The organism is Pseudomonas sp. PA15(2017) (assembly GCF_001945395.1).
Taxonomy (GTDB): Bacteria; Pseudomonadota; Gammaproteobacteria; order Pseudomonadales; family Pseudomonadaceae; genus Aquipseudomonas.
In genome coordinates this window covers 106,784-123,463 of the sequence record NZ_MSXV01000037.1, presented here as the reverse complement: position 1 = coordinate 123,463, position 16,680 = coordinate 106,784, and the positions used below count along the sequence as shown (strand labels likewise).

At 62.2% G+C, this 16,680-nt stretch carries 12 protein-coding genes; 4 read left to right on the top strand and 8 right to left on the bottom strand.

The annotated features are described in order from the left end of the window. Nucleotides 1-85 precede the first annotated feature (85 nt). Together BVH03_RS12285 and leuA are read left to right on the top strand one after the other, a co-directional pair. The gene (locus BVH03_RS12285) at nt 86-1,348 is read left to right on the top strand and encodes a mechanosensitive ion channel family protein (protein WP_075961425.1); all 1,263 of its coding nucleotides are present in this window, start codon (nt 86-88) and stop codon (nt 1,346-1,348) included. A 292-nt stretch (nt 1,349-1,640) separates the two neighbouring features. Then, nucleotides 1,641-3,317 carry a 2-isopropylmalate synthase gene (gene leuA, locus BVH03_RS12280; protein WP_075961424.1) on the top strand — a complete coding sequence of 559 codons (1,677 nt, stop codon included), beginning with the start codon at nt 1,641-1,643 and terminating at the stop codon, nt 3,315-3,317. 282 nt (nt 3,318-3,599) lie between these two features. Here leuA and BVH03_RS12275 read toward each other — a convergent pair whose 3' ends face one another. From BVH03_RS12275 to BVH03_RS12255, 5 genes are all read right to left on the bottom strand, one after another. Further along, on the bottom strand, nt 3,600-5,153 hold the full coding sequence (locus BVH03_RS12275; protein ID WP_075961423.1) for an APC family permease: 1,554 nt from the start codon (nt 5,151-5,153) through the stop codon (nt 3,600-3,602). 136 nt (nt 5,154-5,289) lie between these two features. After that, nucleotides 5,290-6,045, bottom strand: a complete 756-nt coding sequence (locus BVH03_RS12270) for a gamma-glutamyl-gamma-aminobutyrate hydrolase family protein (protein WP_075961422.1) — start codon at nt 6,043-6,045, stop codon at nt 5,290-5,292. A gap of 51 nt (nt 6,046-6,096) precedes the next feature. Then, nucleotides 6,097-7,374 carry an FAD-binding oxidoreductase gene (locus BVH03_RS12265; protein WP_075961421.1) on the bottom strand — a complete coding sequence of 426 codons (1,278 nt, stop codon included), beginning with the start codon at nt 7,372-7,374 and terminating at the stop codon, nt 6,097-6,099. 76 nt (nt 7,375-7,450) lie between these two features. Beyond that, on the bottom strand, nt 7,451-8,944 hold the full coding sequence (locus tag BVH03_RS12260) for an aldehyde dehydrogenase (protein ID WP_075961420.1): 1,494 nt from the start codon (nt 8,942-8,944) through the stop codon (nt 7,451-7,453). A gap of 13 nt (nt 8,945-8,957) precedes the next feature. After that, the gene (locus BVH03_RS12255) at nt 8,958-10,340 is read right to left on the bottom strand and encodes a glutamine synthetase family protein (RefSeq protein ID WP_075934503.1); all 1,383 of its coding nucleotides are present in this window, start codon (nt 10,338-10,340) and stop codon (nt 8,958-8,960) included. Nucleotides 10,341-10,496: 156 nt separating this feature from the next. Here BVH03_RS12255 and BVH03_RS12250 point away from each other — a divergent pair, with 156 nt between their 5' ends. Together BVH03_RS12250 and BVH03_RS12245 are read left to right on the top strand one after the other, a co-directional pair. Beyond that, a complete protein-coding gene (locus BVH03_RS12250; protein WP_075961419.1) occupies nt 10,497-11,387 on the top strand; it encodes a LysR family transcriptional regulator in 891 nt (296 codons plus the stop codon). A gap of 225 nt (nt 11,388-11,612) precedes the next feature. Next, the gene (locus BVH03_RS12245; RefSeq protein ID WP_075961418.1) at nt 11,613-12,677 is read left to right on the top strand and encodes an NAD(P)-dependent alcohol dehydrogenase; all 1,065 of its coding nucleotides are present in this window, start codon (nt 11,613-11,615) and stop codon (nt 12,675-12,677) included. 196 nt (nt 12,678-12,873) lie between these two features. Here BVH03_RS12245 and BVH03_RS12240 read toward each other — a convergent pair whose 3' ends face one another. From BVH03_RS12240 to BVH03_RS12230, 3 genes are all read right to left on the bottom strand, one after another. Beyond that, on the bottom strand, nt 12,874-15,642 hold the full coding sequence (locus BVH03_RS12240; RefSeq protein ID WP_083640049.1) for a DUF2235 domain-containing protein: 2,769 nt from the start codon (nt 15,640-15,642) through the stop codon (nt 12,874-12,876). Continuing rightward, nucleotides 15,630-16,091: a DUF3304 domain-containing protein gene (locus BVH03_RS12235; protein ID WP_256574694.1), complete on the bottom strand. Its 462-nt coding sequence runs from the start codon at nt 16,089-16,091 to the stop codon at nt 15,630-15,632. The genes BVH03_RS12240 and BVH03_RS12235 overlap by 13 nt, the downstream gene beginning before the upstream one ends. Nucleotides 16,092-16,171: 80 nt before the next feature. Then, nucleotides 16,172-16,636: a DUF3304 domain-containing protein gene (locus BVH03_RS12230; RefSeq protein ID WP_371915355.1), complete on the bottom strand. Its 465-nt coding sequence runs from the start codon at nt 16,634-16,636 to the stop codon at nt 16,172-16,174. Nucleotides 16,637-16,680: the final 44 nt, after the last annotated feature.

The window sequence follows — 16,680 nt, the reverse complement described above, 5'->3', positions numbered from 1 at the left end:
CCGTCCGTCACCCGGGTTTGCTAAGGTACGCGCCCCATCGCCCAACGCGCCGGCGATGGCGGTCTTGAAACCAGCGAGAGACGTGATGAAAGAACACTACCAGGCCACACTCGCGTGGCTGCAGCAATACCCCGAACTGCATACCCTGATCAGCCTATGCCTGCTGATCGCTGGCGCCTGGCTGGCCAACTGGGTGGTCAAGCGTATTCTGGTGCGCGGCCTGTACCGCGCGCTGCGCTCCACCGCGGTGGGTCAGGACAAGGCTCTGGCCGATTCCCATGTGGTGCGCCGCCTGGCCAATATCGTGCCGGCGCTGATCCTGGCCAGCGGCATCAAGGTGATCCCCCACCTGCCCGAGGCCGTGGTCACGGTGGTGGAGAACGTCTGCAGCGCCTTCATCATCCTCACCATCGCCCTGGCGATCGGCGGCGTGCTGAACCTGGTCAACCTGTTCTACCAGCGGCGCCCGAATGCGCACCTGAAGCCGATCAAGGGCTACATCCAGGTGGTGACCATCGTCATCTACGCCATCGCCACCATCCTGATGATCGCCACGCTGATCGATCGCTCGCCGCTGATCCTGCTGTCCGGCCTGGGTGCCATGGCCGCGGTGCTGATGCTGATCTTCCAGGACACCCTGCTGTCGCTGGTCGCCAGCGTGCAGATCTCCTCCAGCGACATCGTGCGGGTCGGCGACTGGGTGGAGATGCCGCAGCTCAACGCCGACGGCGCGGTGATCGATATCGCCCTGCACACGGTGAAGGTGCAGAACTGGGACAAGACCATCACCACCGTCCCGACCAAGCGCTTCATCAGCGATCCGTTCAAGAACTGGCGTGGCATGCAGGAGTCCGGTGGCCGCCGCATCAAGCGCGCGATCTACCTCGACCAGACCAGCGTGCGCTTCCTGAGCCCGGACGAGATCGCCCGGCTACAGCGCTTTCTGCTGCTCGGCCAATACTTGAGCAGTAAACAGAGCGAGCTGCTGAGCTGGAACGGTGAACTGGCCGAGGCCGCCCAGGAGCCGGCCAACACCCGCCGCGTCACCAACCTGGGCACCTTCCGCGCCTACGTCGAGCATTACCTGCGCCAACACCCGGGCATCAACCAGGACATGACCCAGATGGTGCGCCAGCTGCAGCCCACCGCCGACGGCCTACCGCTGGAACTGTACTGTTTCACCAATACCGTGGCCTGGGTACCGTACGAGGGTTATCAGTCGGACATCTTCGATCATCTGCTGGCGATCCTCCCGGAGTTCGGTTTGCGGGTGTTCCAGCACCCGAGCGGAGCGGACATGCGCGAGTTGCGCCCAGCGCTGCATGGCAGCGGATCTGCCAGCGCCTGACCGCCACGCAACACGCTTGCAAAAAACCAATACAGCGCGCAATAAAAAACCACCAAGAATCATACCTTGGTGGTTTTCACCAATTTTCAAGACAGGCTTGCCAGCTTTACCCTCAGTGGTTAGGGTTGAGCCCATGACTACCTCCAAGACCCTCATCCTGCTTCGGCAACACGCCAATCTTTGCCTGGTCGCTCAGCGACTGCGCTAGGGTCTGCCGGCCCCCTTCTCGTCTTTCGTTTTATCCTTGTTATTCAGCACGGCCCACGCTGGCCCTCGCCTTCAGGATTGATTCATGAGCATGCTCAAAGACCCGTCGCAAAAGTACCGTCCGTTCACCCAGATCCAGATTCCCGACCGCACCTGGCCGGACAAGATCATCGACAAGGCGCCGATCTGGCTGTCCACCGACCTGCGTGACGGCAACCAGTCGCTGATCGAGCCGATGGACGCCGAGAAGAAGATGCGCTTCTTCAAGTGCCTCGTGCAGGTTGGCCTGAAGGAAATCGAAGTGGGCTTCCCGTCCGCTTCGCAGACCGACTTCGACTTCGTGCGTGAGCTGATCGAAGGCGGCCATATCCCGGACGACGTGACCATCCAGGTGCTGACCCAGGCCCGTGACGACCTCATCGAGCGCACCTTCGAGTCCCTCAAGGGCGCCAAGAAGGCCATCGTCCACTATTACAATGCCTGCGCACCGAGCTTCCGCAAGATCGTCTTCAACCAGGACAAGGCTGGCGTGAAAGCCATCGCCGTGGCCGCCGGCACCACCATCAAGCGCCTGGCCGATGCCGCGCCCGAGACCCAGTGGGGCTTCGAGTACTCGCCGGAAGTGTTCAGCAGCACCGAGATCGACTTCGCCGTCGAGGTGTGCAACGCGGTGATCGACGTGTTCCAGCCGACCCCTGCCAAGCCGCTGATTCTCAACCTGCCGGCCACCATCGAGTGCGCCACGCCGAACAACTACGCCGACCAGATCGAGTGGTTCGCCCGTCACGTCGACAAGCGCGACAGCGTGGTGATCAGCGTGCATACCCATAACGACCGTGGCACTGGCGTGGCGGCTTCCGAGCTGGCCGTCATGGCCGGCGCCGATCGCGTCGAAGGCTGCCTGTTCGGCAACGGCGAACGCACCGGCAACGTCTGTCTGGTGACCCTGGCGCTGAACCTCTATACCCAAGGCGTCAACCCGCAGCTGGACTTCTCCGACATCGACGCGGTGCGCAAAGTGGTCGAGGACTGTAACCAGATTCCGGTACACCCGCGCCACCCATACGTGGGCGACCTGGTGCATACCGCCTTCTCCGGCTCCCACCAGGATGCGATCCGCAAGGGCTTCACACAGCAGCAGGAAGGCGCGCTGTGGGAAGTGCCATACCTGCCGATCGACCCGGCCGACATCGGCCGCGACTACGAGGCGGTGATTCGCGTGAACAGCCAGTCCGGCAAGGGCGGCATCACTTTCCTGCTCGAGCAGGAATACGGCATCAACCTGCCGCGCCGCATGCAGATCGAGTTCAGCCAGGTGGTGCAGAAGGAAACCGACCGCCTGGGCCTGGAGATGACCGCCTCGCAGATCCACAAGCTGCTCGACAGCGAGTACCTCAAGGCCACGTCACCCTACGAGCTGAAGGGCCATCGCCTGGAAGAGGAGAACGGTGAAAGCCGCGTCGACGCCAAGGTGCAGGTCAATGGCCAGGAACAGCGCTGGAGCGGTTCGGGCAAAGGTGCGCTGGAAGCCCTGGCCTCCAGCCTGCCGGTCGCCGTCGAGGTGATGGACTACCACGAGCATGCCATCGGTGGCGGCGCCAACGCCAAGGCCGCCTGCTACATCGAGATTCGCCTCGATGGCCAGCGCCCGCTGCACGGCATCGGCATCGACGAGAACATCACCACGGCGAGCTTCCGCGCCCTGTTCAGCGCCCTCAACCGCGCAGTCAAACAGGCCGAGGAAAAGACCCAGGCAGCGTGATCAGCAGCCTGCGGTAAACGACAAAGGGACGCTTCGGCGTCCCTTTGTCGTTCTGACACCAGGTAGCCTGGCGTTGAGCATAGCGATATCCAGCTCATAGGGCGGACTCAGGAGCGAAGCGAACAGTCCGTCATAATCCATCGATCCCGAGACAACGGCAACGGCGTACTGCTTCGCGAGTACGCCCTACCGCGCTGACACCAGGTAGCCTGGCGTTGAGCGTAGCGATACCCAGGAGGCTCCCGGGCATCGCTGCGCTCGACCCGGGCTACGGGTTGGCCGTTACAGCTTTGCTTTTGCCGGCTTCATCTGCTTCTGCAGCGTGTTGCCCCTGAAGAACGCCGGCGCCTGCCAGCGGGCGATGAACATCAGCACCAGGCCGAGCAGCAGGATCACCACGGCGATCACGAACACCAGGCCGAGGCCGCCGATGTGCGAGCCGCTGCCGAAGTCCGGCGACATGCTGTCCAGGGTGGTCTGCCAGAAGATGATCGACAGCATCACTGCGCCAACCAGCGGGCACAGGCCGCGCATGAAGAAGTGCCGCGCGCTGTCGAACAGGCTGTGGCGGAAGTACCAGACGCAGGCGAAGGCCGTCAGCGCATAGTAGAAGCAGATCATCATGCCCAAGGCGGTGATGGTGTCGGCCAGCACGTTCTCGCTCAGCGTGCGCATGGTCACGTAGAACACTGCGGTGGCGATGCCAGCGGCGATGGTCGCGTAGCGCGGCGTCTGCGAATGCGGGTGCACGCTGGCGAAGCGTTTCGGCACCGCCCGGTAGTAGCCCATCGCAAGCAGCGTGCGCGCCGGTGAGATGAAGGTCGACTGCAGCGACGCGGCGGTGCTGGCCAGCACGGCGATGGACATCAGGATCGCCAGTGGGCCCATCACCGGGCCGGCCAGGTGGGCGAAAACGTTTTCCTGGATCTGCGCATTGCCCAGGCCCAGGCCGGTTTCACCTGTGCCAGCGAACTGCAGGGTGGCCGCCGCGGTGAACAGGTAGAGAGCAAGAATCAGTAGTACGGTGAGGGTCGCGGCGCGGCCGGGCACCTTCTCGCTGCCTACCGACTCCTCGCTCACCGTCAGGCACACGTCCCAGCCCCAGAAGATGAAGATCGACAGCGACAGGCCGGCCGCGAACGCGGAGAACGAATCGATATTGAACGGGTTGAACCACTCGGGGTGAAAGACCACTGGCGAGCTGTCCGGCGCGGCGGCGAAGGCGGCGATGGAGAAACCGATCAGTACCACCAGTTGCAGCGCCACCAGGGTGTATTGCACGCCCATGGTCATGCCGATGCCCCGGCAGCATACCCACACCGCCATGGCGATGAAGACGCAGCAGGTGACGATGTTCACCAGCAGGTTGCGGGTCAGGTCGGCCAACCAGTCCAGCCCGGTGAGCTGGGCGAGGAACAGGTAGAAGAAATCCACGGCTATGCCTGCCAGATTGGAGAGCACGATGGTGGTAGCGGTAACCAGCCCCCAACCGCCGATCCAGCCGATCATCGGCCCGAAGGCCCGCGCCGACCAGGTGAACGAGGTGCCGCTGTCCGGCTCCGCGGCGTTGAGTTCACGGTACCCCAGGGCCACCAGCAGCATCGGCAGGAAGCCGACGATGAACACCGCCGGCAGGTACACACCGACTTCACGGACGGTCGGGCCAAGGGCGCCAGTCAGCGTGTAGACCGGTGCAATGGTGGAAATGCCCAGAACCACGCAAGCCAGCAGACCGACCTTGCCTTGGGCCAGGCCCTTGCCGGAAACTACCGCAGCGGCGCCAGCGACAGGGGTTGCCTGCACGTGCGATGCCGCCGCGTTCGTGTAATCACTCATAAGTCTCTGCCATCGTCTTGGAATTGTCTCCGAACGTGGCCGGGATCTGCCTGGCGCAACTCGCTGCGCCGGCGGGCAGCCGATCCCGACCCGTTCAGGTCAGAGCACCCGGAACCCAGACGGGTTCAGGGCGGATTCAGCGGGCGTCGCGCGCCTGGGCGTAGGCCTGGCAGGCATCGCGGAAGGCCTGGAACAGCGCCAGCGATTCGGGGTTCTCGGCGAAGCGCCATTCCGGATGCCATTGCACGCCGATCAGGAAGCCCGGCGCATCGGGGATCGACACCGCCTCCACCAGGCCATCCGGCGCCCTCGCTTCGACGCGCAAGCGCTCGGCCAGGCGGTCGATGCCCTGGCTGTGCAAGGAGTTGACCTGAAACTGCAGCGGCAGGCCGATGCGTTCGAAAACGCCGCCCGGCTGCACGGCGACCGCATGCTGCGGCGCGTACTGCTCGGCGACCGAGTCGCGCTGTGGCTCGCGGTGATCCAGATAACCGGGCAGCTCCTGCACGCGCTGGTGCAGCGTGCCGCCGAGGGTCACGTTGAGCTCCTGGAAGCCGCGGCAGATGCAGAACACCGGCACGCCCTTGTCGATGGCCAGGCGCAACAGCGGCAAGGTGTTGGCATCGCGGCTCGGGTCGTGCTGGGTGCCTTCCAGGCTCGGCGTGCCCTGATAGTGGCGAGGCTCGACGTTGGACGGCGAGCCGGTGAAGAGAATGCCGTCGAGCTGTTCGAGCAACTGCTGCGGGTCACTTGGCGTGCTGCGTGCCGGTAGCACCAGCGGCAGGCCGGCGTAGGCCGCCGCCTCGACGTACTTGTCGCCGACCGTGTGCGAATCGTATTTACCAAGCGTCTGCCGACAGGCAGTCACCCCGATCAAAGGCATGCGGGTCATGGTGTTCTCTCCGGAAAAGCCTGCCGGCGGAGCACGCCGGCAGGCGCAGCATCAGATACCCAGGCGGTCACGCAGCTGGTAGTAAATAGCGCCCAGGGCGGTGAACGGCACGCGCAGCAGCTGCCCACCCGGGAAGGGGTAATGCGGCAACCCGGCAAAAGCGTCGAAGCGCTCGGCCTGGCCGCGCAGCGCCTCGGCCAGCACCTTGCCGGCCAGGTGCGTGTAGGTCACGCCGTGGCCGCTGCAACCCTGGGAGTAGTAAATGTTCTCACCGATCCGGCCAACCTGGGGCAGGCGCGACAGGGTCAGCAGGAAGTTGCCGGTCCAGGTGTAATCGATCTTCACGTCCTTGAGCTGCGGGAAGGTCTTGAGCAGCTTGGGGCGGATGATCGCTTCGATGTCTGCCGGGTCGCGGGCGCCATACACCACACCGCCGCCGTAGATCAGGCGCTTGTCGCCGCTGAGGCGGAAGTAGTCGAGCAGGTAGTTGCAGTCTTCCACGCAGTAGTCCTGGGGCAGCAGGCTGCGGGCCAACTCGTCGGACAGCGGCTCGGTGGCGATCACCTGGGTGCCGCAGGGCATCGACTTGCTCGCCAGCTCGGGCACCAGGCCACCCAGGTAGGCGTTGCCAGCGACCACCACGAACTTGGCCTTCACCTGGCCATTCGGGGTGTGCACCACGGGCTGCGGGCCACGGTCGATGCGCGTGGCCGGGCTCTGCTCGTAGATCGCACCACCCAGGGATGCCACCGCAGCGGCTTCACCCAGGGCCAGATTGAGCGGATGGATATGGCCACCGCTCATGTCCAGCATGCCGCCGACATAACGGTCGGTGCCGACCACCTCGCGGATGCGGCGCTGGTCCATCAGCTCCAGCTGGGTATGGCCGTAGCGCTCCCAGAGTTTCTTCTGGGACTCGAGGTGGCCCATCTGCTTGTCGGTAATGGCAGCGAACACGCCACCGTCCTTCAGGTCGCACTGAATGCCGTACTTGGCGACCCGCTCGCGGATGATGCGTCCGCCTTCGAAAGCCATCTCGCCGAGCAGCTGCGCCTGGCGCGCACCGACCTGCTTTTCGATGACGTCGATGTCGCGGCTGTAGCTGTTGACGATCTGCCCGCCGTTACGGCCCGAAGCGCCGAAGCCGACCTTGGCGGCCTCCAGCACGGTCACCCGGAAACCGTTCTCCAGCAGGAACAGCGCGGTGGAAAGACCGGTGTAGCCGGCACCGATGATGCACACGTCGGTCTCGACGACGTCGGTGAGCGCAGGGTAATCGACCCGCGGGTTGCGCGAGGCGGCGTAGTAACTGTCGACGTGTTGAGTCATGGAGTATCTCCCAAGGCGCCTGAATATGAGGCCAAAGCACTGGCGGCCCGCTGTGGCAGCGGACCGCATCCCTTGCTTAGAGCTTTATCCAGGTCGCTTTCAGTTCGGTGTACTTGTCGAAGGCATGCAGCGACTTGTCGCGGCCATTGCCCGATTGCTTGAAGCCGCCGAACGGCGCGGTCATGTCGCCACCGTCGTACTGGTTCACCCATACGCTGCCGGCGCGCAAGGCCCGAGCGGTGCGGTGGGCGCGGGAAACGTCGCGCGTCCACACGGCTGCCGCCAGGCCATAGGGCGTGTCGTTGGCGATGCGAATGGCTTCTTCATCGCTGTCGAAGGTGATCACCGACAGCACCGGGCCGAAGATTTCCTCGCGGGCGATGCGCATGGTGTTGTCCACACCGGCGAAGATCGTCGGCTGCACGTAGCTGCCGCCGGTTTCCTGCAGGGCGCGTTCGCCGCCAATCAGGATCTCGGCGCCCTCCTCGCGGCCGGCCTCGATGAAGCCGAGCACGCTCGCCAGATGGCCGTCGTCGACCAGCGCACCGACGCGGGTCTGTGGATCCAAGGCATGACCAGGTTTCCAGCGCTGCAGCGCCTCGACCACCATGGGCAGGAAGCGCTCCTTGATCGAGCTTTCCACCAGCAGGCGCGAGCCGGCCACGCAGACTTCGCCCTGGTTGAAGGCGATGGCGGTAGCCGCCGCGTCGGCGGCGGCCTGCAGGTCAGGCGCGTCGGCGAAGAGGATGTTCGGGCTCTTGCCACCGGCCTCCAGCCAGACGCGCTTCATGTTCGACTCGCCAGCGTAGATCATCAGCTGCTTGGCGATTTTGGTGGAGCCGGTGAACACGATGGTGTCGACATCCATGTGCAGGGCCAGGGCCTTGCCCACGGTGTGGCCGTAACCGGGCAGCACGTTGAACACGCCGGCCGGAATGCCCGCCTCCAGCGCCAGCTGGGCGACGCGGATGGCGGTCAGCGGCGACTTCTCGGAGGGTTTGAGGATCACCGAGTTACCGGCGGCCAACGCCGGGCCGAGCTTCCAGCTGGACATCAGCAGCGGGAAATTCCACGGCACGATGGCCGCCACCACGCCCACCGCCTCACGGGTCACCAGGCCGAGCTGGTCATGGGGCGTGGGCGCCACTTCGTCGTAGAGCTTGTCGATGGCCTCGGCGCTCCAGCGGATGGCGTTGGCCGCCGCCGGTACGTCGATGCTCAGCGAATCGCTGATCGGCTTGCCCATGTCGAGGGTTTCCAGCAGCGCCAGCTCCTCGGCATTGGCCAGCAACTTGTCGGCGAAGGCGATCAGCACGCGCTTGCGCTGCGCCGGCGCGAGTTTCACCCAGTCGCCACGCTCGAAGCTGGCCCGGGCGGCCTTGACGGCAAGCTCGGCATCATCGGCCATGCAACTGGCTACGCTGGCCAGCTGGCGGCCGTCCACCGGGCTGATGCTGTCGAAGGTCGCGCCGCCCACGGCATCGCGGTAGGCGCCGTCGATAAAGGCCCGCCCCTCGATGCGCAGGCTGCTGTAACGCTGCTCCCAATCCTGGCGAGTCATGCTGCTCATGTTCATCACTCCGTCAGACGGTATGCAGGTACCAGTTGTATTCGAGGTCGGAAATGGTGGTCTCGAACTCGTGCATTTCCGCTTCCTTGCAGGCGACGAAGATGTCGATGTATTCCGGGCGGATGTACTTGTTCATCACTTCGCTTTCGTCCAACTGGCGCAGGGCGTCGCGCAGGTTGTTCGGCAGGCTCTGCTCCAGCTGCTCGTAGGAGTTGCCTTCGATGGGCGCCCCCGGCTCCAGCTGATTGGTCAGGCCGTGGTGAATGCCGGCGAGGATCGACGCCATCATCAGGTACGGGTTGGCGTCGGCGCCGGCCACGCGATGCTCGATACGGATGGCATCGCTGCTGCCGGTCGGTACGCGTACCGCAACGGTGCGGTTGTCCAGGCCCCAGCTTGGTGCGTTCGGTACGTAGAACTGCGCGCCGAAACGGCGGTAGGAGTTGACGTTCGGGCACAGGAAGGCCATCGACGCCGGCATGGTGTCGAGGATGCCGGCGATGGCATGGCGCAACGGTGCGTGCTGCTCCGGATCGTCGGTGGCGAAGATGTTCTGCCCGGTCTTCTTGTCGAGCAGCGAGATGTGCACGTGCAGACCATTGCCCGCCTGGCCCGGATAGGGCTTGGCCATGAAGGTCGAATCCATCTCGTGGTCGTAGGCGATGTTCTTGATCAGGCGCTTGAGCAGTACCGCGTAGTCGCAGGCCTTGATGGCGTCTTCGACGTGATGCAGGTTGACCTCGAACTGCGCCGGGGCACTTTCCTTGACGATGGCATCAGCCGGCAGGTCCTGCTCCTTGGCCGCTTCGAGCATGTCCTGCAGGCAGTCGACGTACTCGTCGAGGTCGTCGATCAGGTAGACCTGGGTAGAGATCGGGCGCTTGCCGGAGATTGGCGAGCGCGGCGGCTGCGGCCTGCCGTTCACGTTTTCCTGATCGATCAGGTAGAACTCCAGCTCGAACGCCGCGCAGATGGTCAGGCCCAGCTCGTCGAACTTCTCCACCACCTGGCGCAGCACTTCGCGGGGGTCGGCGAAGAACGGTGCGCCATCCAGCTCGTGCATGGTCATCAGCAGTTGCGCGGTGGGGCGCTTCTGCCAGGGCTCTTTGCACAGGGTGTCGGGAATCGGGTAGCAGATACGGTCGGCGTCGCCGATGTCCAGGCCAAGGCCGGTGCTTTCCACGGTGGAGCCGTTGATGTCCAGGGCGAACAGCGATGCCGGCAGGTTGATGCCCTTCTCGTAGACCTTGTGCAGGCTGGCGCGCTCGACGCGCTTGCCACGCACGATGCCGTTCATGTCGGTGATCAGCAGGTCGACGTACTGAATCTCCGGGTGATCCTTGAGGAAAGTGTTCGCTTCGTTGAGCTGAACGACACGTGGGGAAACCGAAGTCATGGGAAATACATCCTTTCGCATCGGCGCCCCCGCGCAAGACATCTCACGAGCCTTGGCGCCTCATTATTCTGGGTATCCGCTAGCGGATTTGATTCTAGGCAACGCCTTGAGTATAAGTGGGCGCACACGCAACCGATACTGGCAGCAGAGCAATTGATGATTGCATCTACGCAATATCAGATCAGCCACGTCGATCTCGCGCTGGTGCTCGCCCTGGTGCGCGGACGCTCTCTGGCCCGGGCCGCCGAGCAATTGCAGGTGGATGTGTCGACGGTATTCCGGGCCATCCGCAAGCTCGAGGCCAATCTGGGCATCGCCCTGTTCGAGAAAAGCCGCCGCGGCTACATGCCGACCCAGAGTGCCCAGGCCCTGGCCGAGCAGGCCGAACGCGCCGAGCAGGCCCTGGATGCGGCGCGGATCGCCCTGCAGCATGGCGAGAAAGTCATCAGCGGCACGGTGCGCCTGACCTGTACCGACGCGGTGCTGCAAAACCTGCTGCTGCCCAGCCTGGCCGAGCTGATGCCGCGCTACCCAGCGCTGTCGCTGGAGCTGGCCACCACCAACACCTTCGCCAACCTCAGCCGCCGCGACGCGGACATCGCCCTGCGTCTGTCCAACGCGCCGCCCGAGCACTTGGTCGGCCGCCAACTGGGGCACACCGCCTATTACATCTGCGGCCGCCCGGAACACCGCGACGCCTTCTTGCAGGCACCCACCTCGGTGCCGTGGATCGCCCCGGACGACTCCATGCCCGACCACATCACCGTGGCCTGGCGCCATCAGGTGCATCCCAGCCTGGTGCCGCGCTACCGCTGCAGCAGCATGTCGGCGGTGGCGACCCTGGTACAGGGCGGCCTGGGCATCGCCGCCCTGCCCGATTTCATGGCCCGCAGCCTCGATGGCGTGGAGCGCCTGAGCGAGGCGCTGGTCGATTGCGACACCGACCTGTGGCTGCTGACCCGCCCGGACTGCCTGGCGCTACGCTCCGTGCAGACGCTGTTCGACGAACTCACGCCGCTGCTGCGCACGCGCCTCAACAGCCGATAGTCCCGCCACTCTCGATGGCCTGCGACGCAGCGCGAGGCTGCCAGCGATTCGTGTGGCCATGATGCTGCGTTCGGGAACTCTCTGCTGATCCCTGCCTTCTTAAATAGCCACGGAGGATCAGGACAGACAGCGACAGGATTGTGCAATCGACCCGACACCGGGCTGCACTACGCTTATCCATCCACACGGCCATAAGCCGTTGATTTACAACCGATAGGAATGCCCATGACCACCATTCTCGGCTATGCCGCCCAGGACTCCAGCAAACCTCTCGCGCCCTACCGCTTCCAGCGCCGCGCCGTCGGCACCAACGACGTGCAGATCGATATCCTCTACTGCGGCGTCTGCCACTCCGACCTGCACACCGCGCGCAACGAGTGGAAGAACACCCTGTACCCCTCGGTGCCCGGCCACGAGATCGTCGGCAAGGTCACGGCCGTCGGTAGCGACGTGACCGGCTTCAAGGTCGGCGACCTGGCCGGCGTCGGCTGCATGGTCGACAGCTGTCGGAGCTGCTCGTCCTGTTCCGAAGGCCTGGAGCAGTACTGCGAGAACGGCTTCACCGGCACCTACAACGGCCCGCTATTTGGTGGCGAAAACACTTTTGGCGGCTACTCAGACGCCATCGTCGTCGACCAGAAATTCGTCCTGCGCATCCGTCACACCGACAACCTGGCCGCCGTCGCGCCACTACTGTGTGCCGGTATCACCACCTACTCGCCGCTGCGCCAGTGGAACGTCAAGCCGGGCGACAAGGTGGGTATCGTCGGCCTCGGCGGCCTCGGCCACATGGGCGTGAAGATCGCCGCCGCCATGGGCGCTCACGTGGTGCTGTTCACCACCTCGCCGAACAAGCGTGAAGACGCCCTGCGCCTGGGCGCTGCCGAAGTGGTGGTATCGAAGAACGCCGACGAGATGGCGGCCCACGCCAACAGCTTCGATTTCATCCTCAACACCGTGGCCGCCCCGCACAACCTGGATGCCTTCCTCGGCCTGCTCAAGCGCGACGCCACCATGACCCTGGTCGGCGTACCGGATTCGGCACACCCGTCGCCGGAGGTCTTCGGCCTGATCTTCAAGCGCCGCCGGCTGGCCGGCTCGCTGATCGGTGGCATCGCCGAAACCCAGGAAATGCTCGACTTCTGCGCCGAGCACAGCATCGTCTCGGACATCGAAATGATCGACATCCAGAACATCAACGAAGCCTACGAGCGCATGCTCAAGAGTGACGTGAAATACCGCTTCGTGATCGACATGGCTTCCCTGGCCAAGGATCAGGACGCGGCGTAACGTCAGCGCCTGATCGCCCAAAGGCCCGGTCTCGCCTGCGCGAACCGGGCCGTTGTTTTTATACCGGCATCGTCACGGGACTCAACCCGTTACGATCAGGCTTTCCTGATACCGGGCCTCGGTCCAAGGCGTGCTTGAACTGTCGGCCCCCGTTAACCTTACCACTCATTTATTGGGACACGTGCGGGTTGCACCGCTAGCCGATAAGCCCTTTGACTTCGCCCTTGGCTTGATTCAGCAGACCCGGAGATTGAGGCCCGGACTTGGCATCGCCCTTGTCCATCATACCCACGGCCTGACTTAGCAAAGTCGAAGGCGGGAGCCCGGTTTTGGCGCCGTCCTTGTCCATCAATTTCATGGCTTGACCTAGAAACCCGGGAGACTGGAGCCCAGGCTTGGGATCATCCTTGCCCATCAGGTCCATGGCCTGGCCCAACAAATCACTCATATCACCTGACTCCTTGGCAGCTTTGACCGCCTTCGCCGCTTCGGCGGCTTTGAAGATGGTTTGCAGGTCCGGCGTAATGGCGGTTTGCTCGGTAAGCGGTACCGGCAGCGGCATGCTGCTGAGTTTGGCCACCACATCGCCTGGGTTCTGAGTGAACGCACGCAGGGACTGCACGCCGTCCATCATTGGCAAAGCGATACCGGTTAATGGATCGAATGCGCTGATCTCCGGGAAATCTGGCAGGCCAACTCTGCCTGTCAGCACAGGTGTCGCCAGGGACGGAAGGAAAAGGCCCAGCAAGTAACGCGGGTTGCGCTTCTTGACCGACAACCCAACGCTGGCCAGCGCAATGCCCACGCCAACCACGCGCCCGGCTGTTGCCAAGACCGATAGGTTTTTGTTCGATTCGTTGTCGAAGTGAACCAAGCGGATGCGGAAGTAATCGGTAAAAGGCTCGCGCTCTCCAAGAGCAGAAGAATTCATGAACCAGGCACGCGAATCGTGTACCTGCTCGTCGAAGAGCTCCACCAGCGCTTGTTGCCCATTGGCAATAACTCCGGGCCTCACAAACAGCTCGCGATTACGCGCGGTTCCATTCTTGTAAAGCTCGGCATACTCCTGGGCTTCGTCTTCTTCGTTGATAAGATAAACGGTGCCGCCCAACAGCATGTTGATTACGCCACCGATGCTAAAGGTGTCTTCGTCAACACCCCAGCTACGATCATAATCACGCTTGAACTCAGCGGCGGCACGGCGCAATTGCTGATCGTCGAGCGCAGGCTCGAATGTCTTGTTTGTGTTGATGCGCGTATAGGCCTCAGTGCCCCCGACCAGCTTGAGATCAGCCTCATGCTGTTGCTGTTCGCGCTCGCTGAGTACAGGCAGCTCCTTGCCCTGAGCCGCTGCAGAATTTTCTGCCAGTTTATGGGCATGCAGACGTTTCAGAGCGGCCTGTTGCTCCTTGCTCATGTCCTGCCCTTTCACACGGCTGTAAAAGCCTTGCTTGTCGATGCCACTCGCAAAACCTTGCTTGTCGATACCGCCCGCATAGCGGTCGATACGCCAGGCCGTGATCAGGGCCTGCTCTCGCTTGATTACATCTTCAAGTGAACCTGCCACGGCTTGTTTCTGCCAGGCGTTGAAGCGGGTGACAAGCATCTCAGAGACAGAGAATTCAACTTCTGTCTTAGGCTCCATGATGCGCCACTCTTCTACTTTCTCGGTGCCGCTTAAAGCCGAACTAGGTATTTGTAATGGCGCCCCCGCAGCAAAGGCTGATCGGTACATATGGTGCAAAGGAATCTGCGACATAAGCTCCCCCTGACCACCTCGAGCCTTGCCTTGATCACCTGGGGGATAACCGCCGCCTACATCGGAATGCATACCGGGATAGACATACTCCCAGGTGTCCTTGCGATAAACAGATGCTCGGGCGTCGTCACGCGTCCCATCAGAATTTTTTTCCCGACGACGAATGGAGTCCAGCGGGAAGCTAGCGCGCTGCTCATGGGCCGAGACCAGATGCACGCAGCGCTTGAGGAAGCTGCAATCTTCAGGCAAACCGGTTGGCATGCAGGCCTGCCGCAGATCTTCGTCCGGCAAGCGCATGGTGCCGCTGGCCCAGTCCATATGGCCAGCTGCAAAAGGCGCACTGTCAGCCAGGCCGACAGCAGCCACGGTATCGAACAGCCCCAGGAACTCGATGGAAATGGGTAGCCCGGCGAACCGGTATTCGCTGGCTTCACCGTTCTGCTGGCGCGTCAGTTCCATCAGCCAGTTGGCAAAAGTGCGGGCCTGGGCGGCACCACGGGAAAACCCATAGACATAGAGGCGCAGAGCGAGGATTTCCGGCTTCTTCTCGGCAATTCGCCGCTGCTCCAGCAAACTGGAAAGTTTGTCCTCGTAGGGCTGCATCGCCGCCTTGCGCTTGCGTGCGCCATTTTCCAATAGCCCAGCGCTTAACACCGACTTTGCCCAGTTAGTGCCCATGGCCTCAACCAATGCCTGCGTCTGATCCAGTTGCAATCTCGACTCTGGTGTCAACGTCGTTTGTAAAGCATCAACGAGCCGAGTAAGCCCCCAGTTGATCCTATCTTCTCCACCACGGGCACCAATGAGCCCGTTTGAATCAGGTACATACTCTTTAATCTCCTCGAATACAGTACCCACTCCTGGGCTGTAATAACGAAAAAAACCATCATCTATTTTTTCGATGCTTGCATGAAGTAGACGCGCTACGTTGCTCGTACATCTAGGATCGGCAATAGAGTCCGAGGGCTCATGGTTATTTGTGCCATCGAAGCAAAGGCTGATATGCAGCGTTTTGCAGCAAGGTTCGGGGGCTTCTTCACCTTGCTTTGCCCCAACGCTGATCGACTTGCTCCAGAATTTCTTCTCATCTCGCTCTTGGGCCCGAATATTAAGGAGCACTTCCGAGGAGTCCAACGGTAGGCCTGTACGATCGAAAGGACGTGCAATTAGCACGCTGGCAGGCGGCGGCTTCATTACTTGGGACATTCCTTATCCTCCATCTTCCGCGGAAAGTTATAGGGGTAACCAGGATGGCCTGGAACTATAGGTGTGGCAGCGACGCGCACGGTGTCGCAAGGAAGAAAGTGCACGATGAGAGGACCAGGATTATCGTACTCATGTATTTCTACAACTGCACGGTGATGAGTGTAGTTAGCCGCATGTCTTTTATAATCATCAGGGTCTAGAGAACCGTATTTATTGCGCTTAAGTGGTACCGCTGGGCGTGGATTAGGATCTTTCTCCCACTCCACAATGGCTCTTAGCCCTGGACGCCACTGACGGGGTAGAGAGCCACAACATACCTGTCCACCGCCACCGCTATAAGGCCCTAAATTGGGCCCACCAGCGCCGTTGACGGTAAATCTGTTGATAGCGGCAGACGTATGGTTGTACCCCTCAACAGGTGCACCAAGCATCTCGGACTCCCTGGCCATACAACCGCTGACCAGCAATAACGTCAGTGGCAAAGCAGCAAATGGATAGCGGAGTATCGAGTTACGCGCAGCCGGTGACTTCAGGCTTTGGGACATTCCTTATCCTCCATCTTGCGTGGAAAGTTATAGGGGTAGTCCGGGTGGCGCGGCGTTACGGCCGCAGCCGTAACTCGGACTTGATCACAGGGGAGAAAGTGCACAACGAGAGGGCCAGGGCTGTCGTACTCATGTATCTCCACAACTGCGCGGTGATAGGTGTAACTAGCCGCATGTTTTTTGTAGTCATCCGGATCGAGAGAGCCATATTTGTTGCGCTTTAGGGGAGTAGCTGGTCGAGGATTGAGATCTTTTTCCCACTCCACAATAGCTCTCATACCTGGTCGCCAATAACGAGGTACTGAGCCACAACAAATCTGCCCACCGCCACCGCTATAAGGCCCTAAATTCGGCCCACCTGCGCCATTGACGGTAAACCGGCTAATGGCCGCAGAAGTATGGTTATAACCCTCAACAGGTGCTCCGAGCATCTCGGACTCCCTGGCCATACAACCACTGATCAATAATAGCGTCAGTGGCAAAGCAAAAAATG